A 25,389-nucleotide genomic window follows, 5' to 3' on the forward strand; every position below is an offset into this window, starting at 1 on the left:
GACTTTATAATATACAATTTTAATTATTATTTTCTTTTTAAATTCTTTTAAGAATACCCCATTACAACAACCGCTACAATAATTATAAAAACCCCTAGCAGCATTGTATAAAATGGTTTTTTGGCACCTTCCCATTCTTTATTCAAATAAGACCAAATATTACCCACAATTAAAGATAAACCTAGCATAATTGGCCAAGCAATAACATCTCCAAGACTTCCCATTAAGGTTGCTCCTTGACCATAAATTCCTAATGCACCAAACCAAAGAATAGCTGCTCCAATAGACCAAGCATATGCTTTACCAGCATTTGGAGTAGAAAATGAACTCCATGTGTTATTTTTGAATAATAAAAATATGGCATAACCTGCATTAATTGCAAATCCACCCCAAAGTACCACAACCCAAATAGCTAAACTACTGTTTCGAGCAATTGCACCCGCATTTTGTGCTAAATCTCCAATTGCGCTTCCTTCGGCAAATCCTATTGCTAAAAACGCTGATAAAAATCCACTTAAAATAGCGATAATTATACCCAATTTTAAGTTCACTTTTTCTCCACTTGCCTCTGTAATACTTTGTAATTTATCTTTTTGAACCCCTGCATAAGCCGAAATTGCAACACCAACTACCATTAAGGCTACACCTCCAAAAATATATGGAAATGCTGGAACCATACTTTGATATTCAACATCATTAGCTGTAAATAAAGGAATTAACCCACCTGCAGCAGCACAAACTCCCATTACAATTCCGTAGGTTAATGAAATACCAATGTATGGAACACTTTTTCCAAACATAATACCACCAACTCCCCATAATGCTCCAAAAGCCATTGCCATTATCATATCTTCTGAAGGAGCACTTGTAACAACACTAAATAAATCTGGAGTTACAAAATACGCCCATAATGTTGGTAGTAAAATCATCGCAAAAACTGAATGTACTAACCACCAAGCCTCCCATTTTAAAGGGTTCATAAATTTCATTCCAAGTCCAAATGAGCCTTGGAAAACACTAGCTATTATTACTAGTAAAAAAGGGAATAACATACTTTCCATAATAAGGTTAAAGTTTTAGTTTATTTAGTTGTTTAATTGTTTGGTTATCTCTTTAAAAGCGTTCATTACTAAACCAACATCAACTGCATAAGAAATGTATTGAACACCTATTTCTTTCCACATTTTAGCATCATCAATAGACTCTGTAAAAGTTCCAACTGCTTTTCCATAATCTTTAGCTAGTTTCACAGCATATTTCATAGCAGTTACTACCTTTTTATGATGTACTTGACCTGGAACTCCACAAGACTGTGATAGATCATAAGGCCCTAAGAAAATTACATCAATTCCTTCTACAGCCACAATTTCTGGAAGGTTATTAATACCTTCCATTCCTTCAATATGAATGATGGTAGTTATTGAATCATTTGCAGTTCCAAAATGAGTAGCGCCATCAATAGCGGTATAATCTGCAGCTCTAACATAACGACACATACCTCTTTCTCCTTTAGGATAAAAAGAAGTTGCTTTCACTAGTCTTTCAGCATCACTTTTTGTGCAAACTTGAGGCACTTGAATACATTTAACACCAATATCTAAGGTTCTTAATATAAGCGTCTCCGAGTTTTCTGTAACTCGTACAATTGGCGTAATACCCTTAGCTTCGGCAGCTCGAATCATATTTTGGGTAGACTCGATTCCAAAAGGTCCATGTTCCATATCAATAATTACAAAATTAAAACCACTTAATGCCGCAATTTCAATTATTGCTGGATCTTGCATTTTGCAAAAAGGACCATATAAGGTTTCTCCTTTTGTTATACTCTCTTTTAATGCGTTTAAGCTCATTATATTGCTGTTGAAACTCTCTTTTTAACTAAATAATCATCGAGAGCTAAGTGAGAACAATCGTGTCCAATACCGCTATTTTTAATTCCACCATGTGGCAAATAAATAGCATATTTTACACCATTTACTTGAATTTCTCCAAACTCTAAGTCTTCTGTAAAACGCTCAATTCGTTTATGATTATTTGTAAAAATATATGATGCTAACCCATATTCTGTATCGTTAGCTAAGGCCAATGCTTCATCATCATTCTCAAAACTCATAATACCAGCAACAGGCCCAAATGTTTCTTTTCTAAATAAATCCATTTCTGGAGTAATTCCAGAAACTACTGTAGGTTCAATCCAGTTTCCTTCTTTTGGAAAACCTTCTGGAATTTTACCACCATATTCTAATTTAGCCCCTTTGCTTACGGCATCATTAACCAAGTCAAACATCCTATCTCTGTCTGAACGAGTTACAACCGGCCCCATAAACACATCATCATTTTCTTTAGTTCCAAAACCAAGTTTTAATTCAGCAGTTCTTTTAACAAAGGCTTTCAAAAACTTCTCATAAATATTTTTATGAACAAGGACTCTGTTGGCCGCAACACAAATTTGTCCTGAATTATGGAAATTTAAAATTACCGCTAAATTTAAGGCAGTTTCAAAATCAGCATCTTCAAATATAATAAAAGGTGCATTACCACCTAGTTCCATTCCTAATTTTTTAATAGAAGTTGTACTATCTGCAATTACTTTTTGACCAGTTGCAGTTGACCCAATCATAGTTAAAACTGCAGGAATTTTACTTTTGGTCATTGGAGTAGCAACTTCCCTACTTGAACCCGCCACAATATTTACTACACCAGCAGGAAAATTAATACTATGCATAATTTCACCTATCATATAAGTTGATAAAGGCGATAAAGTAGAAGGTTTAATTATTAATGAGCATCCAGCAGCTAATGCAGGTCCTAGTTTAAATCCAACATTTAACAATGGAAAATTCCAAGCCAAATAAGCAACTGCAACACCTGCGGGTTTAGAAATCATTTTATGAGTATGTGTATTCTCATAATCTGGAATTTGCTCTTCTCTTAAGTTTTTCATTGCAGCCGGATACCATTCTAAGGCGTTCACTACTGCCTCAATATCTTCTTGGGCACCTCCATAGGTTTTACCCATTTCATGTACCATTGCCGTTCTTAATTCGTGCTCTTTTTCAATAACAGCAGATCGTAATTTGGTCATCCATTCTGTTCTTTCCGCTAATGATAATTTAGACCAATATTTAAATCCTTTTTGTGCAGAAATTAATGCTTTCTCGGCATCAGCTGTACCAGCTTTTGCAATTTGCGCAATTACTTCACCTGTTGCAGGACAAATTACATCTTCTCTTTCTCCACTTTCCGCATCAACCAACTGTCCATCTATATATAATTTTTTATATCCGAAATTTTGAGTTTTCATTTTTATAATTTTAGTTGTTAAACAATTGAACTTTTTACTAAGTTTTTCACTATTGAAAATTCATTTAAAATATCTTCATCCACATCAATTCCAAGCCCTGGCCTTGTTGGAACTTCAATCATACCGTTTTTCATTTCAATTTTTGGAAATGTTAGTTTTTCTCTTAATCCATTTTCAGTTTGATCATATTCCATTAAAAATTCTGGAGTATACATTCGTCCAGGAATAGATTCTAAGTTTGAGATAAAATGTAATGCTACATGAATTCCAATAGATGTTCCCCAGGTATGTGGAATTAAATCAATTCCATTTGCGCTTGCAATTGCTGAAATTCTTTTGGCTTCAGTTAAACCTCCACTAGCACATATATCTGGCTGAATAATATCAACAGATTTATTTTTAATTAATTGCTGAAATCCAAATCTAAAATATTCACATTCTCCACCTGAAATAGGAATGGTTGTTTTGCTTCTTAATTCTCTTGATTGTTCATAAAATTCTGGAGATAGAGGTTCTTCAAACCAACCAATATCATATTTCTCTATTTTTCTCGCAAGTTCTATCGCTTCTCTTAAGGTGTAAGCGTGATTGGAATCTACCATTAATCCAATATCTGGACCAATTGCTTCACGTATACTTTTTACAATTTCAACATCTTTTTTTATACCTAATCCAACCTTCATTTTCATTGCAGTAAACCCTTGGTCAACGTACATTTTTGCTTCTTCTACAAGTCCTTCTGCTGGATTTTCGTAATTTGTAAAATACAATCCTGTTGCATAAGGTCTAATTTCTTTTCGTAAAGCTCCACCTAACAATGTTGAAACTGGCAAACCTAAAATTTTACCTTTTAAATCCCATATAGCTATGTCAATTGCACTTATGGAAGCCGCCAAAACACCTCTTCTTGCAAAGTCTAATGTTTTTCTGTACATATGATTCCAAACAACTTCGTTTTCTAATGGATTCATACCTACAATTTGAGGGGCCAATAATTTTACACCCGCTTCTAAAACGGTTGCAGGCCCGTAGCCTTCTCCCCATCCATATTGTCCGTTTGAAGCCGTAACTTTTACCACACATATGCATCTTTCAGCATATTCCCATTGTGAAAAGAAAAAACTTTTTGATAATTTATCTTTAAGAATAAATGTTTCTATTTTTTCAATTGTCATAATTAATTTTTGTTAGTTGATTCTATATCAATTCTAAATAAGACGTTCTATACTGATGATAAAATTAATTGTTCCACCACATTATTTAATCTCAATATTTATCTTAAACAAATCAAATATTACCTTTAATTCTATTAATTTATCCAAAATTAACCATTAAAAAGACTTACCAATTTTAACTGTTTATAATGATTACTTTAAGTTGGATTAATTTACACAAAATAAACTACTTTGTCCATTTCATTTAAAACTCCCGAATACGTAAACCTAATTTTACTATTATGGTAATTAATCCAACTTAAAAAAATATTCTCAATAATTTAATATAGTTACATTTTTCTATGTTTTTTGAATAAAAAAAGGCTGTCTTTGCAGACAGCCTTTTTTAAAATTCTATATAAAATGTATTATTACCTTACTTCTAATTCAACAAAAGAAATATCATCAAAATACATTGTTTGTCTACCTGATGAGGCATTTTGATTTATATTAGGATGAACTACAACGGTTACTTTTTTCTTAGCATCAAGAGCTGGAACAGTAACAACATGCTCTACTTTTACCCATTTACCTCTTTCTAAACCTTCAATATCCCATGCTCCTGATTGATTTATTGGAACTACATCTCCCCAAGTATAAAAACCACCCATAGTATTTCCTTCTTCTAAATATACCATAAATGATATTTTATAAGTACCAGCTGGTATTTTATCTATTGTTCCTAAACCATAAGTATGCAAATTATATTGTTTTCCAATACCCTCTACAGAAAATCTCATACTAGCATCTCCAGAGTATGCTTTCTCAGTAGTTCTTGTCCAGTTTGGATCGTCAGCTGAACCGTTTGCACCAACCCAGAATGAACCAGGAGGTCCTGCAAAACCTCTGTTACTCGCCCCATTCTCAACTTCAAATCCTGACCAACTATTTGGAGCCAAAATATTACCATTAGAAAACATTTGAACTGATTTATTAGTAAAATCAACTAAATCTCTAGTGTCTGTAGATTTAATATTTCCTCCACTATAAGATACTGTAATTACATCGGAGTTATAAATTGGAGCTGCTAATTTTAATTTAATAAACGTAGCATCGTTAGAATCTACACTCGCACTTACAACAGCAATATTTTGATCAAAACCAGCAGCCTCATTTTTCACATTTACGGTAAAGTTTCCTTCTTCTCCAGTAAAAGGAACTATTTCCCCAGAAACTTGGAATGACATAGATTCATCTTCGGCTTCTTTAATTACTCCGCTTAACACAAAAGGTTCAGATGATGGAATAACTTTAATAATTAAAGGAATTAATTTTTCAGCATCGTTTTTAGGTAATGGATCAACTCTTAGTGATTTAAATGTACCTGCTTCATATTCTCCTAATTTAAAAAACTTAATAATAGCCGATTCACCACCTGTTTTACTTGGCACTCCATCAGGAACTGTCCAAAGCCTTCCATTTGGTCTATCAGTAGTTGTTAAATCAACAAATGTTAATGACTTTCCTGCCTCAACTTCAACAATTGGCCAAGAAGCCTTATCATCTATGGAAGGCATATCGCCTTCCGAAATACTTAACACTTTATTCCCATCTTGAAGCACTTCAAATGTTGGTATTAAATCTCCATAAACATCAAAGGTAAACGTAGTGTCAATTACCCAGTAATCTCCTTCTTGGTAAGCTTCTAAAGCTCCTTCCGATGAGTTATAGCTAACGAATTCTGTAAATTTATTTAATAATCTCACATTGTTTAACCCATTATTATTAAATAAAACATGTGCTTTACCATCTGTAATAGATAATCCTGCATCTTTCTTAATAAAAAGTGGTAATGAGTCATTTCTTTTAAACCCTTCATTTAAAAAAGCATTTCCCTCTTCAATAATCCATTCGTGACTTACAGCACCTTGCGATAAATCTAAAAATGAAATAAATGATCCTGCTGATATATCAAATGGATTTTGAACGTATGGAGCAAAACTTATATACCAAGATACATCCGACAATTCATCTGGCGCAGTATAATCTGCGTATTCTTCCTCACAGCTTACTAAAAAAAGTAAACTAAAAAGAATCGATAATATTCCTATTTTTTTCATTGTATATCTTTTTTTAGTTAATATTTGTGTTTGCATTAATCTCTGTTAATGGAATTGGATACGTACTATGTAATGCTGGATTATAATTTGCATATGGAATATCATATTCAAAATCAATTACATCTGGATTAGGACGTTCAGGAAGTTCAACAACTAACGAAGAATTCCATTTACTTTTATTTTTTCCTTCAGAATCTACATAGAAAAAAGTAGTTGCATAATAAACTTCCTCAGATAATTTTTTAAAATTCTCTTCAATAATTCCCCATCTTTTTAAATCTAAAAATCGAATAGCATGACCTTCTAAAGACATTTCAAGTGGTTTTTCTACATACATTAAATGCTCCATTAATTGGTCTAAAGTATATGTTTTTTCGTCATAAGAATGTGTTGTATCTGTACCAGATTCACCTAATAATTCTAATCCCCATCTTCGTCTTATTTGATTCATAAGATCTTTTGCTCCATCTCCATCTCCGGTTTTAATCAAACACTCTGCTTGCATTAACATAACATCCGCCAATCTGTTTAAAGTAACATTTTTACCAGATTGAGTTGTTCCATATGGCAAGTCGTTTTCATTTTCTACAATATCATGATTCGAAAATTTCTTGTGCCAACCTATTCCCCAATTGCTTGCTCCAAATCTACTATATTCAGAAACTGATTTTGTTAAATAGTACGGAGTTTGTCTATCCTCGATAACTGCCATCATTGCGGAGCATCTTAGTGGTACATTTCTAAGTTCACGAACACCATCATCATTAATATAATAGTTTCTATCATCATAAATATCCATTGGCTCAGTTTTATACTTATACGCAAGCCAAGCTGGTGCATTTGCACCAACAGTTCCAGTTGTTAACTGATTTAATCTGTTTGTTACTGTTTCACCATTCCAAATATTTGCTTCGGGCTTCAAAGTATTATTGTAACTAATTTCGAAAATAGATTCTTGGTTAAATTCTCCAGCTGTAGTAAATAATTTAGCCATATCGTATTCTAGTGAATAGTTGTGATTATTAATTACATCCTCGAAATACTCCATAGCCTTTGCATAATTCAACTCGTTTAAATAAGTTGTTCCTAATATAGTCGCAGCTGCTCCAGATGTAGCTCTATTTACATCATACGGGTCTGGATATTCTCCTTTTTTATACAAATTTGCATATGCATATTCTAAATCTTCTCTAAGAAAAGCAAGCACTTCTTCAGCAGGTGATAAACCTTTATTAAAATCTTCAGAAGAAACGGGTGCGTAATCACGAATAATTATACTTCCATTGTTATATGTTGAATACAAATACCAATGAAATAACCCTCTTAAAAAACGAGCTTGAGCCATTTGTGAAGTCCAACCTTCTTCGTCTACTGTTCCTTCTAGCTTTGTTAAACCTTCTATAACCTGATTTGCTCTAAATATTCCTAAATAGTTAGTTTCCCATTTTTTAGCAATTTCTGGCGTACTATTAGAATATGTTTGATTATAAAATTCACTTATAGTTCCAGGAACTGGACGAGCATATGCTGGCCAAGCCATATCTGAACGTTGAGCTTCCTCAATAATATTTACCAATGATGGTACATTTAGCGTATGATATGCAGCATTTAAACCTTTTTCTGTTTCAGATAGGTTTCTCCAATAATTATCTTTAGCGATAAGATTTGGATTCTTTTCAGTTAAATATTCATCATTACACGAGCTAATTAAACTCACCGTAAAAATCAATATTATATATTTAAAAATTATATGTTTCATAATAGTCGTTTATTAAAAGTTTAAGTTTAACCCAAGTAACCATTGAGAAGACGCTGGACCTACACCTTTGTCTAATCCTCTTGCTGTAATACCACCACCTACTTCAGGATTGTACCCTTCGTAGTCAGTTATTGTAAGTGGGTTTTGTGCACTTACGTACAATCTAAGTCTTGTAAGACCAATTTTATCCAATGCTTTTTTTGGAATACTATATCCTAAAGTTACAGATTTTAATCGAATATAAGACCCATCTTCTAGCCATAAATCACTATATCCTAGAAAGTTAGGGTGTTTTTTAATATCTCCTCTAAATGCTGGTATAGTTGTTTCCGTATTTTGAGGTGACCATTGGTAAATTAAATCTTTATGTCTTCCATAAGCATAAGCTGTTGCTTTACCACCATTCATTATTTCCTGGCCAAATGCACCATACCAGTTCATTGCAAAATCGAATCCTTTGTAATTTGCATTAAAATTGTAACCAATTTCAAACTCTGGAAGTCCACTTCCACTATAAACTCTATCGTTATTATCAATTACATCATCTCCATTTGTATCATTATAAATAACATCTCCCATTCTTGCACTAGGTACTAATGTTTGATATTCTAATAATTTTTCTTCTGAATCGATTATTCCATTAGTAGTTAACAAGAAAAATGCTCCTGCTTCATGACCTAAAGCCAATGCTGTAACCTGAGACTGATCTCTAGCACCACTAATTAATCCCCAGTCGTTTGTAAATAAGAAATCACTTTGTCCGTTAATATTTGTAATTTCGTTTTTATTGGTTGAAAAAGTTCCATTCATTCTCCAGTTAACTTTTCCTGATCTACCTCTATAACCAACTGATACCTCAGCTCCTTTATTTGTCATATTTCCAACATTTAAAACTACGTTAGCATTTTGACCACCACCAGCTGATGGAGATAATATTACTGGAAATAACATATCCTTTTTGTCGGTATTATAATATTCAGCTGAAATTGTTAATTTATTTTTAAACAAACCTAGATCAACACCAATATTGGTTTGTGTTGTAGTTTCCCATTTTAACAATTCATTCGCAAATCTTTCTTGTGTTGCTCCTAATGCAAGTGTTTCTTCACCATTTGCATTTGTCTTTACGTAATCTATATTTTGCTCAATACCTGCGGAAAATTGGTACGATTGAATTCTTTGATTTCCTACTGAACCTTGAGAAGCTCTCAATTTAAAATTATTGATAGTTCCTTTTAATCCATTCCAAAAATTTTCATCAGAAACATTCCAAGCAACCGCAGCTGATGGGAATACACCCCATTTATTTCCAGGTGCAAATTTTGAAGATCCATCTCTACGAACACTTGTACTTAAAAGATATTTACCTTTATAATCGTATTGAAGCCTTCCTATTGTCCCAATTAATTTATCTGTGTATCCGTTACTTGAACCCACATCCATTTCAAGAGTTGCTGCGTTCAATACTTGAATATCTGGGTCTAAAACCCCTGCTCTTTCGGCATAAAACCCTTCATATTCATATTGTTCTGAAGTTAAAAATGCAGCAACAGTAATTTTATGATCTTCTATTTGCTTTTGATAGGTAGCACCAACATCTAAACTATATGAAGTTCTAGCATCAGTAGTTGATCTTACGTAACTATCTGAAGGATTACTAGTAGTTCCATTTTGAAGGTTTGTTACCAATTGATAAGGTACAAATCTTTTTCTAATTGAATTTGTTGTTGTTATACCTCCGTTTGCCGAAACTCTTAAATCTTTAAATATATCATAGTCTATTTTAACCGATGCATTTGTTCTAACTGTTTTAGAATTATCGGTAGTTTTTAAACTATTTAAAACCCAACCTAGTCTATTAGAATCGTCTCCTCCTAATGTTTCAATGTCATCATTTGAGTCTAAATCAATTCCATTTTGAGTTGGAAAATACTTAATAGCTTGTACTATTAAACTATTTTGAGGGATATCTCTTTTTTCAATAGTGATACCTGTACTTGTTTGAATTCTTAATTTATTTTTTTTATAAACAGTATTGGCACGTGTATTAAATCGTTGAAATCCTGAATTTACCATTAATCCTTCTTGATCAAATAACCCAACAGAAACATTATATGTAATATCTTTCGTTCCTCCAGAAATATTTGTATTGTAATTTTGAGTTGGCACATTGTTTCTAAAAACAATATCATTTAAGTCTGTCTCATTTTGGAAACTATATGGCGAAGTGGCCATTCTTAATACAACTTCATCATCAAAAGCTCCAACTACATTACGTTGGGTTACTATATTAAAATAAGACTGTTCTAAAGAGTTCATTAAAGGATTTGCTGCATTTCTATGTTGAATGGCATAACTTGCATTTGTTCTAACCTGTAGCGAACCTTCTTTACCTTGTTTTGTTGAAATTAAAATTACACCCGTTGCACCACGTGAACCATAAATAGCTGTTGAAGCAGCATCTTTTAAAATGTCAATAGTTTCAATATCACTAGGTGCAATTCTAGGATCGCCTTCTTGTATAATTCCATCAACTACATATAATGGTGTATTATCTCCTAATGTTGTAATACCTCTAATTAATATTTCAGACTGTCCTCCAGGATCGGAAGATGCAATAACATTTACTCCGGCAGCTTGCCCTTGTAAAACATCTCCTAAATCTGCAGAAATTACTTTTTCCAAATCTTCAGCTTTCACTTGTGTAACTGCCCCTGTTAATTCTTTCTTTTTAACGGTTCCATAACCAATTACAACAACCTCTTCTAAACCTTCAATGTTTGAAGTCATAACAACATTCATTTGTGCTCCTTTTACTTTAAGCGCTTGATTTTCCATCCCAAGAAAGCTAAAAAGAAGTACATCTCCTATATTTGCATTTATGGAATATTGACCATCAAAATTAGTTGTTGTTCCGTTAGAGGTTCCTTGTACCAAAACCGTAACACCTGGCATTGGACCTGTCTCATCTGAAACAACTCCTTGTACCACAATTTTTTGCGCTTGTATATTTAAACTACACAATAGCGCAAACAAAGTAAATAGCAAATAGTGTGCTTTTACTCTTTTTGATAATAATGTTTTTTTAATTTTCATTCGATTAACTTTAGTTTGATTTTTAAAATCTTTTTTAAAATTGTTTAGGTAATTTAAATTTTTAAAAACTCATTTTTTGAAGGTTTTTAAAAACTTATTTCACTTCATATTAGTAATTCAAAATTGATTAATGTTTTAAAATAACCTCATAACATTCTGATTAATTGCACTTTGACATTCTTTTTGCTTTAATTTTATTTTTTAATACTTTTTGTAATTTTTAAAAGTATTACTCCATTAAAATGGATTAAGTACAATTACAGATAATTCTTCAATGCAAAGAGAGCGCATATTTAAGTTAAAATATTTCTAAAAATTACCCCTCAATAAACCTATTTTACCTTTTTGATTTTTAGATAATTAAAAAAGAATAAAAAAAAACCTAGTTATATTTTTAATAATACAACTAGGTTTTTTTAGTAGATATAAATGTAAACTATTGTCTATTTAATTATTGCATTTCCACCATTTAGTTCAATTAAATCCACAAATGCATTTTCCATTTTTTCTTTAAATCCTTGTGCTATAAAACTAGGTTTTAAATTAAAAGACATCTCGTTTATTACATGGACTTTAGAATTAATAAAATGTGTTCTATTGTTAATTGAATTTGCAGTATTTGAAAATAAATTAATTGTAACAACATTTTTCTCTTTAAAATCATTCTCAATAATTTCTATAAAAACAATATCTTTTAAAGGTATTGAACTCCAAACCCCACAACCATATCCAGGATGTTTCATTTGAAAAATATCACCTGCTGCAAATAATAATTCATTTTTTTTCTCCGTATCTAGTTTATACGTATTATATAATTTCTTAATCCATAATTCTGTTTCAGATTTACTTTGCCCTAAGCAATTAAATGAAGTTAGTAATAGTATTAAAATTGTAATTATTTTTAAATTCTCAAATTTGAACATTTCATAAATTTTAAAAAAATAAGCTGTTAAAAAAAACCAACAGCTTATCCTAATTGTTACTTAAAAAACTTAAACAATTTTAATATCTTAAATACAAACCAAGAATTATAAAATATTTTACAAATAAAAACAATGCTTAAGTTATTTAATTCCTTTAATTTATCTCTTACCTACATTTTTTTATCCAAGCTATAAAACGAAAACTATTAACAAAATAAATAACAAAGATAAAATATGGCTATAACAAGGTAAATTTCAACAACTTGTTTAAATAAAAACTGACTTCTTTTGTAATAGAAATTAACCGCAAAAGTTTAACTATTTAAAATATATAAAAGTGGATTACAAATTTAGTCATATAGGAATACCTACAACAGATGACAAGGATTGGGATGGTTTTTGTGAACCTGCAAAATTTCATTATACAGATTTTGCTAAAGATGAATACAAGGTTGAGTACGTTAAATTTGAGGCGGATAGCAACGCTCATGATTTAGTAAAAACAATGCCACATGTTTCTTATTTTGTTGATAGTATTGAAGAAGCTATTGAAGGAAGAGAAGTTTTAGGAGACATATTTTCTCCTGCAACCGGAGTTAGGGTTGCATATGTTTTTCACAAAGGTTCTCCTGTTGAATTTTTAGAAATAAAAGAAGTTTAAAAAAATGGTATTTCAAATAAAAAAATCAACGTATTTAATTTTAGGAACTGTACTTGTATTAGCAATGTTTGGTTGTAATGCTCAAAAAAGTGAGGTTTCTCAAAATAAAATATCTAATTCTATTTTACCTTTTTCAGATCCAAACAACACAGGAAATTGGGTGTTAAATACAGAAGTTAGTGATGAATTTGATGCTGAAACTATTGATGAAGAAAAATGGTATATCGTAGGGAAATTTGAAAATGGAAAACCTATTTACAAACATCCCGACAAACCTAACAAACGTGTATGGAAAGGACGTGCTCCTTCTCAATTTTCTGGAAGAAATTACCGATTAGAAGATGGTAAATTAATTTTAGAAACACGTTGGGAACCTGATTTTCCTTTTGCTGATGATAGCAATCAAACTTGGGGAAAAGACAATAAACTTGAAGAATATAAAAACATAACAACCGCTTGTTTCATTGGCCGAAGAGAGTTTAAATATGGCTATATGGAAATTAAAAGTAAAGCCGCTGACGCCGAAATTACCAGTTCATTTTGGGCTACAGGAAGTCAAACGGAATTAGATATATTTGAACAATTTGGAGATCATAGACAAGAAGTAAAAGAAAAAAACGGGAAAGACAGAGAATTATGGTGGTCAATTCACGATTGGAGTAGAGAAGGAAAAGGTAAATCGGTATATACAGAACATTTAGATTACGGTTTTAGAGTTGCAGATGATTTTCATGTATATGGAATTGAATGGAACGAAAACGGAATGAAACTATATGTTGATGGAAAACTTTTTACCCAAGCTACCAAAGAACAAGTTGATGAATATGCAAAAAAGAAAAATTATCCTAACGGTTGGGTAATGGACGGACCAATTCATATATGGTTAGATCAAGAAACTTTTCCGTGGCACGGTGTTCCAGACAGCTTAGAAGATTTAGAATTAAACAGCCCTGAAGGCAAAAAAACGGATGGAGTTGTAGATTTTGAAATTGAATATATGAGAGTTTGGCAAAAAAAAGAATAACTCAAAAACCAATTAAATAAAATAAATTATGAAACGTATTATTTTAACACTAGTATTTTTAGTTACAGTAACGGTTACATTTGGACAAAACAAATGGCAACAAAAACAGATTAAACATTTTGTTGAAGCTGCACAAACTGAATTTCAATTAAGTGAAGCTCAAGGAGCAGAATTAACAAACTTTAGAACAGAGATGGTTTTAGCTTACTCTGATTTACAAAAAAAATCTAAAGCCGGTGAAATTACCAAAGAAGAAAAAAAATTAAAAGGTAAAGAAATTAGCAAAATTTTTAACAAAAAGTTCATAAAATTAACTGGGAAATCTTATGAAGATTTGGCTCCTTTTATGGATAAAATGCGTCAAGAGTTAAAGACTTTGAAATAATTAATAGCTAAAATTGCAGATTAAATATACTGCTTTTGCTTAATATACAAGATGATGCAAAATGTTTGTATCATCTTGTTTTGTTTTAAACATTAATTAAGACCTATTGAAAATAAAAAATCATGAAACTATTAAATAGAATAAAATTTTCCATTTATATATTTAGTTTAATTATTATAAGTTGTACATCAACAAAAACTAATAATTCTACAGTAAAAACTAGCGCTATTGTAACACCAAAAAAACCAAACATCTTAGTTATATTAGCTGATGACCTTGGATATTCTGATGTTGGCTTTAATGGATCAAAAGACATTCAAACTCCCAATTTAGATGTTTTGGCTAAAAATGGAACTATTTTCACATCGGCTTATGTATCACACCCTTTTTGCGGACCAAGCAGAACCAGCTTAATGACGGGGCGTTACGCACATAAAATAGGAGCTCAATTTAACCTTCCTCCCAATAGTGAAACTATTGGAGAAGGAATTTCATTAAAAGAAACATTTATTAGTAAAGTGCTACAAAATTCTGGTTATCAAACCGGAATTATGGGTAAATGGCATTTAGGAGCAGTTCAAAAATACCATCCAAACCAACGTGGATTTAATGATTTTTACGGTTTTTTAGGAGGTGGACATAGTTATTTCCCTGAAGATTACAGAGCAAAATACGAAGCACAAAAGAAAAATGGTAAAAAAGTGATTTTCGAATACCTGCTTCCTTTAGAACATAACGGTAAAGAGGTTCGTGAAACAGAATACATCACCGATGCCTTATCAAGAGAAAGTGCACGCTTTATAACCGATGCCTCAAAAAAAAATGACCCATTCTTTTTATATGTATCTTATAATGCACCTCATACACCTTTGGAAGCAAAGGAAGAAGATTTAAAACTTTTTCAACATATAAAAGACAAAAAAAGGCAAACTTATGCAGGAATGGTCTATGCACTTGATCGTGGTGTTGGCAAAATTGTTGAGACCCTAAAAACAACAGGTGAATACGAGAATACATTAATTATTTTCTTAAGTGATAATGGAGGTAAAACAACTTCGGGCGCAACTAATTTCCCATTAAAAGAAGGAAAAGGAAGCGCATATGAAGGTGGATATAGAGTTCCTATGTTTTTCCACTGGCCAAATATTGTTCCATCGGGTAAAACTTTTGAACATCCTGTTACAGCCATAGATTTTTATCCAACCTTTGCTCATTTGGCTGACGCCAAAATTCCTGACGATAAGGAATTGGACGGGAAAAATATTTGGAATGACTTTTTAGCTGGTAAAAACTCTCATGAAGATGATAATATTTTTGTATTGCGTCATAGAAACGGATATAGTGATGTTGGAATACGAAAAAACCAATGGAAGGCTGTAAAAGCATATCGACAAAAATGGAAGCTCTTTAACATTGTTGATGATTTAGGTGAAAAAAATGACTTAAGTAAGCAACACCCTCAAATATTAAACAAACTAATAGAAGATGGTGAGTTTTGGAGTAGAACTCATATTCAACCTAAATGGTGGCACGATAAAAAAACTGGCATTGACTGGAACAACGATCAAATGCCTCATTTTGATAAAACCTTTAAATTACCATAATTTAACATTTTATATTGACTAAAACCTCTAATAGTAATTAGAGGTTTTTGGTTTTTAATCAATAACACACCAAACCAAAACACCCCTAAACAGCTAATTTTCTTATTATTAAAGAATATTTCTAAAAATATTCTTTAAATAAGTTTTTTATTTCTAAACGATTGCTTAGTTTTGCGCTGTAATTATGAATTAATGGCTCGTAAAAAACAATATAACGAAGATGAAGTAATTGAAAAAGCAATGTATTTGTTTTGGAGGAATGGTTACGAAAATACTTCTGTTAGAATGTTAGAAAAAGAAATGGGTATTAATCAATTTTCCATTTACGCTAGTTTTGGTAATAAACATGGAGTTTTTGTAGAAAGCTTAAAAGAATATAAAAGAAGGAATGCCGCTATTTTCAATAAATTAAAAGCCTCTAAAAACGGATTAGCAGATATAAAACAATTTTTTTATGATTCCATACAAAAAACAAATAAATTAGATTACAAAGGATGTTTAGTGACAAATACTTATAATGAATTTGTAGAGAGTGAAGATGAAGAAATTAAAAATCAAATGATCGATTTTATGAATAGGTTAAAACAAATCTTTATTGAAAAGTTAAAAATGGATCCTACTAAAAATGAAGAAACCATTTTGAAACAAGCCAACTATTTGCTATTGGCAAAACACGGTTTAGCTGCCGCAGCGAGAGTAAATAATGAACAAGAAATTAAAGATTATATTGAAATGACATTTAAAAACTTATAACCTTTTTTTTGAAATTTAACTAAGCGACCGCTTAGTTTTAACATAATAAACAACAATAATTAAATCATGAAAAAAACAGTATTTATTACAAACTTATTAATGGGAATAGTTCTATCTCGATTTGCTATTTCAAAATTAACTGGATGGGAAATTTCAGTAAAAGCTTTTATTGAAATGGCTAAACCTTTAGGTATAGACCCTACCTTTTTTAGAATATTTACAGGTATCATTATTTCGGCGGTGGTAATTGGATATGTATCCACGGCCATTTTTAGTTTAATCAATAATAAAGCGCAACTTAAATATAAAATTTCTTATACAAATTGGGCCATTTTCAGTAATATATTTGGTTTGCTAACAATGGTTGGTGCGTTAATAGCTGAATTCTCACTTAGAATACAGCCAAAATGGCTATTGGTATATATAGCTTTAGGAATAATCCTATTTTCAGCAATAAACATTTTCATTTTAAATAAACAAAAACAAATACAAAATCGTTAAAAATAAAAAATATGTCAAAATTTAACATACACAATTTAGAAACAGCACCTGAAGCAAGCAAAGGCTTATTAGAACAATCATTAAAATCAAATGGAATGATACCTGGATTACATGGTGTTTTAGCCGAATCTCCAGAGTTATTTGAAGCCTACCAAACACTTCATAAATTATTCACACAATCGTCATTCAATGCCGAGGAATTAACAGTGGTTTGGCAAAGTATAAATGTTGAGCACGAGTGCCATTACTGTGTTCCTGCACATACGGGAATAGCACATATGATGAAAGTAAATCCTGCATTAACGGAAGCGTTAAGAAACGGTGAACAATTGACAACTGAAAAATTGCAGGTTTTACAAGACACTACGTTGGAAATTGTAAGAGAACGTGGACATCTTTCTGAAGAGCAAAAAGAAAAATTCTTTGCAGCTGGTTATGAAAACCGTCACTTATTAGAAATTATTTTAGGTCTTTCACAAAAAGTAATTAGTAATTATACAAATCATTTAGCAAAAACTCCAGTAGATAAAGCTTTTGAAAAGTTTGCTTGGAAGAAAAATACTATAAAAGCTTAAAAAAACATTTATGAGGATTTCAACAAAAAATATGAGCGCTGTAACCAAACTAATTATCAATAGAAAAGAACTAAATAGAAGTATGTTTTTAACTTTTCTAATCACCATTTCATTAGGTTTAAATGCTCAAGAAACGAAGCATAATACGAATAATATGCAATTGTTACCAAAACCAAAAGTTATTGTTTTTGATGTAAATGAGACATTGTTAGATATGACTCCTTTAAAAACATCGGTTGGAAAGGCTTTAAACGGAAGAGAAGATTTATTGCCCTTATGGTTTTCAACTATGTTGCATTATTCATTGGTTGAAACTTTAACTGAAAACTATCATAGTTTTGGTGAAATAGGAACCGCTGCTTTAATGATGGTTGCCGAAACAAAAGGCATTGATATTAGTTATGATGATGCAAAAAATTCTATTGTAACTTCATTAAGATCACTTCCAACGCATAGCGATGTATATGGAAGTTTAAAAAAACTAAGAAAAGAAGGTTTTGGAATTGTTAGTTTAACAAATTCTTCACCTGTAGGGGTTGCAACACAATTTAAAAATGCAGGTTTAACCGAATTTTTTGACAATAGTTATACTGTTGAAGCAATCCAAAAGTACAAACCACATTTAGATACGTACAAAATGGTTTTAAAAGATTTAGGTATTAAACCAAATGAAGTTTTAATGGTAGCAGCACACGCTTGGGATTTGGCAGGAGCTCAAAAAGCAGGTTTACAAACAGCTTTTATTCAACGTCCCGGAAAAGTATTGTATCCTAATGTTAAAAAACCAGATTATATTGTAAAAGATTTAAATGAATTGGTAAAAATATTCGACCAGAAAGGTTATTTTAGAATGAATATTAAATAACAAAACAGTAATTGTTGTTTCACAAAAAGCGCTTTTTAATTCTCAATAATAGTATATTCAAATGAAAGAAAAAATTAAAATAGATATCGTTTCAGATGTTGTTTGTCCGTGGTGTATTATTGGTTACAAACGTTTAGAAAAAGCGATTGAAGACATGGGAATTCAAGATAAAATTGAATTGGATTGGCAACCTTTTGAATTAAATCCGAAAATGCCTAAAGAAGGGCAAAATGTGATAGAGCATATTACAGAAAAGTATGGTTCTAGTCTTGAGGATCAAAAATTATCTAAACAACAAATGACAGAATACGGGGCCGAATTGGGGTTTAAATTTAACTATTTTGATGAAATGAGGATTGTAAACACAAGAGATGCACATGTATTATTAGATTTTGCAAAAGAAAAAGGAAAACAAACGGAGTTAAATTTGAGATATGTAGCTGCATTTTTTAGCAATAAAAAAGATATTTCAGATAGAACTATTTTATTGGATGAACTTGAAAAAGTTGGTTTAGATAAAAACGAAGCCATTTTAAGATTAGCTAGTGAAACCGCTATTAATAAAATTATTGAAGAAGAAAAAACTTGGCAAAGTATGGGAGTATCTTCTGTTCCAACATTTGTTTTTAACAGAAAAAGTGCACTTTCAGGAGCGCAGCCAGTTGACGTTTTTAAACAAGTTTTAACCCAATTATTAAATGAAAATAATAATTAAATAAGCGTATTTTATTTCAAAAAACAATAATAAAACATCTATGAAATACACACTAGCATTTGACGTTTACGGAACTTTAATTAACACTTCGGGCATTTTTAATTCACTAGAAAAAATGACTGGAAACAAAGCCAAATCAGTAATGGATACCTGGCGAAATAAGCAATTAGAGTATTCATTTAGAAGAGGTTTAATGAATAAATTCGTCGATTTTTCAGTGTGTACAAAAGATGCATTAGAATTTAGTTGTAAAACATTTAAAGTAAATTTATCTGATGCTCAAAAAGAAGAATTATTAAATGAATACAAAGTATTACCTGCATTTGCTGATGTAAATAATGGGCTTCATACACTTAAAAAAGATGGACATAAAATATATGCTTTTTCAAATGGAAGTGTTCATGCAGTTTCTAACTTATTAATAAATGCTCAACTAATGCATTTGTTTGATGGGGTTGTAAGTGTTGAAGATGTGAAAGTTTTTAAACCGAGTCCACTGGTGTACGAACATTTCAATAAAAAAACAAATTCAACAAAGGAAACTTCTTGGTTAATTTCGGGCAATCCATTTGATATTATTGGAGCGGCTTCTTACGGTTTAAAAACAGCTTGGCTAAAACGTTCTTCAGAAACTATTTTTGATCCTTGGGATATTAAACCAACAACTATTATAAATACAATTACTCAACTACCTATTAATCTAAAATAATTAAAAATGTTAAAAAAAAAATTATCAATCCTAATTTTAGCTGCAACAATCACAACAATTAGCTGTGAAACAAAAGAAAAGAAACAACAGAATTCAACAAAAGAAATTAAAATGGAAACAACTAAAAATAAAGGCGAACTAGATGCTTTGTTAGATGTAAGAAGAAAAGCTTCTGCTGCAAAAGCAAGTGAAGAAAAAAAGAAAATTTATGCTAATGGAATTGAAGATGTAAAAAACTCTGGAATACTTGATAGCGCATTAAATGTAGGAGATAAAGCTCCAAATTTTACGTTAAATAACGCTTTAAACAATCCTGTTTCTTTGTATGATGAACTAAAAAACGGACCAGTAATTTTAACTTGGTATAGAGGAGGCTGGTGTCCTTATTGTAACATTACATTACACTATTTACAAGAAAAACTACCTGAGTTTAAAAACGCAGGAGCAACCTTAATTGCGCTTACTCCAGAAGTTCCAGATAAATCATTGAGTACTTCAGAAAAACATGAATTAGAATTTGCTGTTTTAAGTGATTTAAATAATGTTGTAGGGAAAAAATATGGTGTAGTTTTTCAACTTACGCTAGATGTTGCTTCAATTTATGAAGAAGGTTTTGGCTTGTCAAAATACAATGGTAATAGTGATAGTGAATTGCCTTTAGCCGCAACTTATGTAATTGATAAAAATGGAATAATTCAATACGCATTTTTAGATTCAGATTACAGAAATAGAGCCGAACCAAATGAGATTATAAAAGCTCTACAAAAACTAAATTAATTAGATAAACAGTTTATCCTTATTGCTTTGTGTTATGCAAATTGATAAACTAAATTTTGCTAGAAAAAAATATTGCTGCTTTATAATTGCAAAGTAATTCTCAATTTAAAACAACAATAGATTTTAAATTTATAAACAAAAAAAGGGGCGTTTTTAACGCCCCTTTTCTTAACTAACAATCAAATCACAATTGAATTATGAAAACTTTCAATTATGTTTACCTATTTTAAAGGTTTAAAAACTATTTCTGAAAATTCAGAATTTGTTGTAAGATTCACCAAAAACTCTTGAACATCACTTGCCTTAATTGAAGTAATAATATCCTTAAAATTTTTGGAATCATTCATATTATAATCCTCTAAATAATAATTTCTTAATAAACTCATATCGTATGAGTTGTAATTCATTTGCTCTGTACGTTCCTTTAAATAATTTGTAAGTGTTTTATCTAAATCCGATTGTAAAATAACACCTTCTTTAATCTTTTTTATTTCCTCGTGTACAATAGCAATCAACTGTTCTACTTTATCTGGATTACAATCAAATTGCACTTGAAAATGTCCTTGTCCAAAAGGTTTTTTACTTAAAGAAGCGTAAGTACCAGCTCCATAAGTTCCACCTTCTTGCTCTCTTAAGGTTTCTGTATATCTCAATTGTAAAATATCACCTAAAACTTTAGATAAATAATAATTTCTTAAGTTATATTCCATCTTATTTTTTATCATAAATACAACTTTACTTTTAGGATCGGCCATTTCCAAATAAATATCTTTATCAATTGCGCTATCAATCCATTTTACAGAATTATCAACCCATTCTTCTTTAATTGTATTGGTAGGAATACTGGCAATATAAGTTGCTAATAATGGTTTTAAATCTGCCAACTTAACATCTCCAACAATAAAAAACTCAAAATCTGCTGCATTGTTAAATCTATTTTTATAAACATTTTTTATTTTTTCAAATGAAATATCATTTACAAAAGCTTCATTAAAAATTCGTTTTTTCGGATTATTATAACCATACAATGTAGTGGTAATGCTATCTGCTATTTTCTCTTTTAAGTTTTGACTTCTGCTAATTAAATAGTTTTTAATTTGACCTTGAAGTACTTGATATGCTTGCTCGTCAAAACGAGGTTTTACAAAACGTAAATGAACCAGTTGAAGCATTGTTTCAACATCTTTTGTAACCGAAGATCCGCTTATAGATTCGGTTAATTCTTCAATACTTACATCAGCACTAGCGGTTTTTCCTGCCATTACTTTTTTAAGTTCGGTTGGTGAATAGTCACCTATTCCCGACATTTGAATTAAGTTTTCAAGTAAATCTGTAGAAGGTAAATCTTCGTTTAAAATTAACGATTTTCCACCATCGCTAATTGCGTTTAAACTAACAGTATTTTCATTTTTATTTGTAAATTTATAATGTACTTTAATTCCGTTGCTTAACGTAAAAGTTGTAGCATCAATTTCATCATTTTCATTTATTGCAGCAATTCTTCCAGGCTTAAGGTTTATTCCGCTCATTAAAGTTTTTCCTGCAAAATCATCTTTATAAGCTACAATTTCATTGCTATTTTCTACTTCTTCAATAATTCTATGAGCATCGGCTTCAGACAAATTTTCTTTTCCTTCAACACCTGTTACCAATACAGATCTATTAATATCTGTATATAATTCTTTCAATCTATTATGAACTTCTTCTGGAGTTATTTCAGCAAAAACTACTTTTGCAAATTCAAATTCTTGCGCAGCACTAGCCATTGAGCCATTATTTAAATAGTTATTTTGAAACACTTTTATAATTTGACCGTGCGAACGATCTTTTGCTCGTTTAATTTGATTTTCATAAAAACTAGTAAACTGTACAATTGTTCTGTCTATTTCTGCAGGTGTAAAACCATATTTAACCGCTCTATTAACTTCTGTTATTGCAGCTTTAAAGGCGCTAAGTTGTTTTCCTGGTTTTGGTGAAATTTGAACGCTAAAAGCTTTATGCATTCTTGTCATATCATTTATTCCTACTCTTACACCTAAAAATGGCGCATCTGGATTTTGAGCTTTTTCTTGCAAACGCGAAGAAAACATAGTCGAAATCATTGCATCTGTTAAATTGCGTCTTAAATCTAAACCTGTTTCTTTTTCTATAGAGCTTTTATTACGAATAGAAAATTGAATACTAGAAGTAGAAACTTCTTTGTCCATAGCCAAACTATAATTCATTTTTTTATTGTCTGGAATTTCAACAACAAAACGTTCTATAGGATTTTTAACAGCAGGTATTTTGCTAAACTTTTCTATTATTTTTTGTTCCATTTCATTTACATCAAAATCACCAACAATGGCAATAGCTTGTAAATCGGTTCTGTACCAATTATGATAAAAATCTCTTAATGCTTTATAATCAAAATTTTCAACAATATCCATTAGTCCAATTGGCAAACGGTTAGAGTATTTTGAGTTATTGAACATTACGCCAATATTTTTTTGTAAAATACGCATTTGTCCATTTTGACGAGTTCTCCACTCCTCTTTAATAACGCCTCTTTCGGCATCAATTTCTTCATCTGTTAACAATAAATAATTAGACCAATCGCGTAATACCTGAAGTCCCGTTTCTATTAATTCTGGTGTTGTTGGTATGTTATTTATATTGTAAACAGTTTCATCAAAAGAAGTATAAGCATTGATATCTTTTCCAAATACCAATCCGTGTTTTTGAAACGTATTTAGCATTTCTTTTCCTTTAAAGCTTTCTGTTCCATTAAATGCCATATGCTCTAAAAAGTGCGCCAATCCTTGTTGGTTGTCATCTTCTAAAACCGAACCTACGTTTTGAATTATATAGTATGAAGCTACATTTTCGGTAACATCAGTACTATGCAAATAATAGGTCATTCCGTTGTCTAATACTCCTTTTTTAATGGATTCATCTGTTGGAAGTACAGATTCTAAATTAATTTTTTGAGCTGTTCCAGTGGCAACAATTGCTATAAAAAATATGAAATTAAAGATTTTGTTCATTTTTAGTTAATTAAATTTAGGTTACTCTTATAAGTCTCATAGTTCTTCATTTACCCTTAAGCCCATATGTTAAAACTATCTTAAATAAAATAAATGTACTTTGTACGTTTTTTTGTAAATTTGGAAAATATACTTTTTAAATTATGATGAAATTGAGACTTGTTGTTTTATTAGCACTAATACTAACCGTTAGTTGTAGTAAAAGTGAAAATGATGTGGAAATAATTGAGGAAAACCCAACAGAGGAGATTCCAACTGAAGAAAACCCAACAGAAGAAAACCCAACAGAAGAAAACCCAACTGATACAGGAGAAGCTCCTACATTTATTGCCGGTGAAGATCCAAAACCAGATGGAAAAACTTGGGAAAAAGTAGCTATACTATCCGATGAGTTTGACGGAAACTCTTTAGATACAGATAAATGGGCATCAAAAGTAAATTCGTGGGTAGGACGCGCTCCTGGAATTTTTAAAGACGAAGCCATATCATTCGAAAATGGAAATTTATTAATTACCAACTACATGTTGGAAGCAACAGAAACAATAAACGGAAATACATATACGCACGGAGGCGGACTTATTAGATCTATTAACGCTGCAGCACCTGGAATGTATTTCGAGTGTCGTATGAAAGCAAATAAAACCTTTATGTCTTCAACGTTTTGGTTAATTAATACCCGAAACGAAGGTACAGGTTGCGACAGAAGAACTACAGAATTAGATATACAAGAATGCGTAGGAGAAATAACAACCAGCGCTAATTGGGCTAGTACTTTTAATAGAGGAATGCACTCTAATACGCATAGTAGAAATGCAGAATGTGCAGAAACTAAAGAAGGTTCTAAAGGAAACACCACAGTAGCCGATATAGTTTACGAAGATTATCACGTGTACGCTGCTTGGTGGAAAAGCCCAACAGAAATTTTGTTTTTTTTAGATGGTGAATTACAAAAAATAGTGAACCCAGTTGAGGAGTTTAGCCTGCCAATGTATTACAGATTAGTAACTGAAACGTACGACTGGAATCCTGTTCCAACAGATGGCGGTTTAACTGGTAGCTTTGAAAATAGAACTACAAAATACGATTGGGTTAGAACTTGGAAACTAATTGACAATTAGCTTTTAGTTTAACTTCTTATTCTTTTCTGAAAAATTTCGTTAATTCAAGTGAATAATAGGTTGTAAAATCTATTATTAGTATCGAGAATAGAAATTTTAGTAAAACAATGGTTCTCGATACAATTTTTTATCAAAAATCACTCGAACTGACGTTGAAACTGGTATTCATAAACAAAATGGATATAACCGGCTAGTTTAGTAATTTGTTGTTAACTTAAATTGCCTTAAATAACAAAATTTAAAAATATACAATCACATAATTATTTCTGTTTAAAATTGTATATTTGAATACAAATCTTAAAAATTGCTACTTATTAAGT

The 25,389-nt window shown here is 31.0% G+C and carries 21 protein-coding genes; 12 read left to right on the plus strand and 9 right to left on the minus strand.

The window, feature by feature from the left end:
* Positions 1 to 47: 47 nt before the first annotated feature.
* From Q0776_RS00595 to Q0776_RS00630, 8 genes are all read right to left on the minus strand, one after another.
* On the minus strand, positions 48 to 1,061 hold the full coding sequence (locus Q0776_RS00595) for an L-rhamnose/proton symporter RhaT (protein ID WP_298363585.1): 1,014 nt from the start codon (positions 1,059 to 1,061) through the stop codon (positions 48 to 50).
* Between the two features lie 24 nt (positions 1,062 to 1,085).
* Complete coding sequence (locus Q0776_RS00600) at positions 1,086 to 1,850, minus strand: aldolase/citrate lyase family protein (protein WP_298363587.1); 765 nt, start codon at positions 1,848 to 1,850, stop codon at positions 1,086 to 1,088.
* A complete protein-coding gene (locus tag Q0776_RS00605; protein ID WP_298363590.1) occupies positions 1,850 to 3,304 on the minus strand; it encodes an aldehyde dehydrogenase family protein in 1,455 nt (484 codons plus the stop codon). Before Q0776_RS00605 ends, Q0776_RS00600 begins: the two co-directional genes overlap by 1 nt.
* A 17-nt stretch (positions 3,305 to 3,321) precedes the next feature.
* Positions 3,322 to 4,479 (minus strand): mandelate racemase/muconate lactonizing enzyme family protein, encoded by a 1,158-nt coding sequence (locus Q0776_RS00610; RefSeq protein WP_298363596.1) that lies wholly within the window; start codon positions 4,477 to 4,479, stop codon positions 3,322 to 3,324.
* Between the two features lie 410 nt (positions 4,480 to 4,889).
* Entirely contained in the window at positions 4,890 to 6,578 is a 1,689-nt protein-coding gene (locus Q0776_RS00615) for a hypothetical protein (protein ID WP_298363600.1), read from the minus strand.
* Positions 6,579 to 6,591: 13 nt separating this feature from the next.
* Positions 6,592 to 8,337: a RagB/SusD family nutrient uptake outer membrane protein gene (locus Q0776_RS00620; protein WP_298363601.1), complete on the minus strand. Its 1,746-nt coding sequence runs from the start codon at positions 8,335 to 8,337 to the stop codon at positions 6,592 to 6,594.
* 12 nt (positions 8,338 to 8,349) lie between these two features.
* Complete coding sequence (locus tag Q0776_RS00625) at positions 8,350 to 11,433, minus strand: TonB-dependent receptor (protein ID WP_298363604.1); 3,084 nt, start codon at positions 11,431 to 11,433, stop codon at positions 8,350 to 8,352.
* A gap of 443 nt (positions 11,434 to 11,876) precedes the next feature.
* The gene (locus Q0776_RS00630) at positions 11,877 to 12,356 is read right to left on the minus strand and encodes a hypothetical protein (RefSeq protein ID WP_298363606.1); all 480 of its coding nucleotides are present in this window, start codon (positions 12,354 to 12,356) and stop codon (positions 11,877 to 11,879) included.
* 337 nt (positions 12,357 to 12,693) lie between these two features.
* Here Q0776_RS00630 and Q0776_RS00635 point away from each other — a divergent pair, with 337 nt between their 5' ends.
* The 11 genes from Q0776_RS00635 to Q0776_RS00685 all read left to right on the plus strand — a co-directional run bounded on the left by Q0776_RS00635 (position 12,694) and on the right by Q0776_RS00685 (position 20,925).
* Entirely contained in the window at positions 12,694 to 13,017 is a 324-nt protein-coding gene (locus tag Q0776_RS00635; RefSeq protein ID WP_298363607.1) for a hypothetical protein, read from the plus strand.
* A gap of 4 nt (positions 13,018 to 13,021) precedes the next feature.
* On the plus strand, positions 13,022 to 14,041 hold the full coding sequence (locus Q0776_RS00640) for a family 16 glycosylhydrolase (protein WP_298363608.1): 1,020 nt from the start codon (positions 13,022 to 13,024) through the stop codon (positions 14,039 to 14,041).
* Between the two features lie 28 nt (positions 14,042 to 14,069).
* Entirely contained in the window at positions 14,070 to 14,426 is a 357-nt protein-coding gene (locus tag Q0776_RS00645) for a hypothetical protein (protein WP_298363610.1), read from the plus strand.
* A gap of 122 nt (positions 14,427 to 14,548) precedes the next feature.
* Positions 14,549 to 16,030 carry a sulfatase-like hydrolase/transferase gene (locus tag Q0776_RS00650; protein WP_298363611.1) on the plus strand — a complete coding sequence of 494 codons (1,482 nt, stop codon included), beginning with the start codon at positions 14,549 to 14,551 and terminating at the stop codon, positions 16,028 to 16,030.
* Between the two features lie 192 nt (positions 16,031 to 16,222).
* On the plus strand, positions 16,223 to 16,783 hold the full coding sequence (locus tag Q0776_RS00655; protein WP_298363613.1) for a TetR/AcrR family transcriptional regulator: 561 nt from the start codon (positions 16,223 to 16,225) through the stop codon (positions 16,781 to 16,783).
* Positions 16,784 to 16,849: 66 nt separating this feature from the next.
* A complete protein-coding gene (locus Q0776_RS00660; RefSeq protein ID WP_298363615.1) occupies positions 16,850 to 17,284 on the plus strand; it encodes a hypothetical protein in 435 nt (144 codons plus the stop codon).
* Between the two features lie 11 nt (positions 17,285 to 17,295).
* Entirely contained in the window at positions 17,296 to 17,859 is a 564-nt protein-coding gene (locus tag Q0776_RS00665; protein WP_298363617.1) for a carboxymuconolactone decarboxylase family protein, read from the plus strand.
* Positions 17,860 to 17,869: 10 nt separating this feature from the next.
* Positions 17,870 to 18,724, plus strand: a complete 855-nt coding sequence (locus Q0776_RS00670) for a haloacid dehalogenase type II (protein WP_298363619.1) — start codon at positions 17,870 to 17,872, stop codon at positions 18,722 to 18,724.
* Between the two features lie 61 nt (positions 18,725 to 18,785).
* Entirely contained in the window at positions 18,786 to 19,439 is a 654-nt protein-coding gene (locus Q0776_RS00675) for a DsbA family oxidoreductase (protein ID WP_298363621.1), read from the plus strand.
* 40 nt (positions 19,440 to 19,479) lie between these two features.
* The gene (locus tag Q0776_RS00680) at positions 19,480 to 20,148 is read left to right on the plus strand and encodes a haloacid dehalogenase type II (protein WP_298363623.1); all 669 of its coding nucleotides are present in this window, start codon (positions 19,480 to 19,482) and stop codon (positions 20,146 to 20,148) included.
* Positions 20,149 to 20,154: 6 nt separating this feature from the next.
* Positions 20,155 to 20,925 (plus strand): peroxiredoxin-like family protein, encoded by a 771-nt coding sequence (locus Q0776_RS00685; RefSeq protein ID WP_298363624.1) that lies wholly within the window; start codon positions 20,155 to 20,157, stop codon positions 20,923 to 20,925.
* 221 nt (positions 20,926 to 21,146) lie between these two features.
* On the opposite strand, the gene Q0776_RS00690 is transcribed toward Q0776_RS00685, so the two are convergent.
* Complete coding sequence (locus Q0776_RS00690; protein WP_298363626.1) at positions 21,147 to 23,951, minus strand: M16 family metallopeptidase; 2,805 nt, start codon at positions 23,949 to 23,951, stop codon at positions 21,147 to 21,149.
* 143 nt (positions 23,952 to 24,094) lie between these two features.
* Between Q0776_RS00690 and Q0776_RS00695 the strand changes: the two genes are divergently transcribed.
* Complete coding sequence (locus Q0776_RS00695; protein WP_298363628.1) at positions 24,095 to 25,069, plus strand: glycoside hydrolase; 975 nt, start codon at positions 24,095 to 24,097, stop codon at positions 25,067 to 25,069.
* Positions 25,070 to 25,389 lie beyond the last annotated feature (320 nt).

This window comes from uncultured Lutibacter sp., from assembly GCF_947495725.1.
Classification (GTDB): Bacteria; Bacteroidota; Bacteroidia; order Flavobacteriales; family Flavobacteriaceae; genus Lutibacter.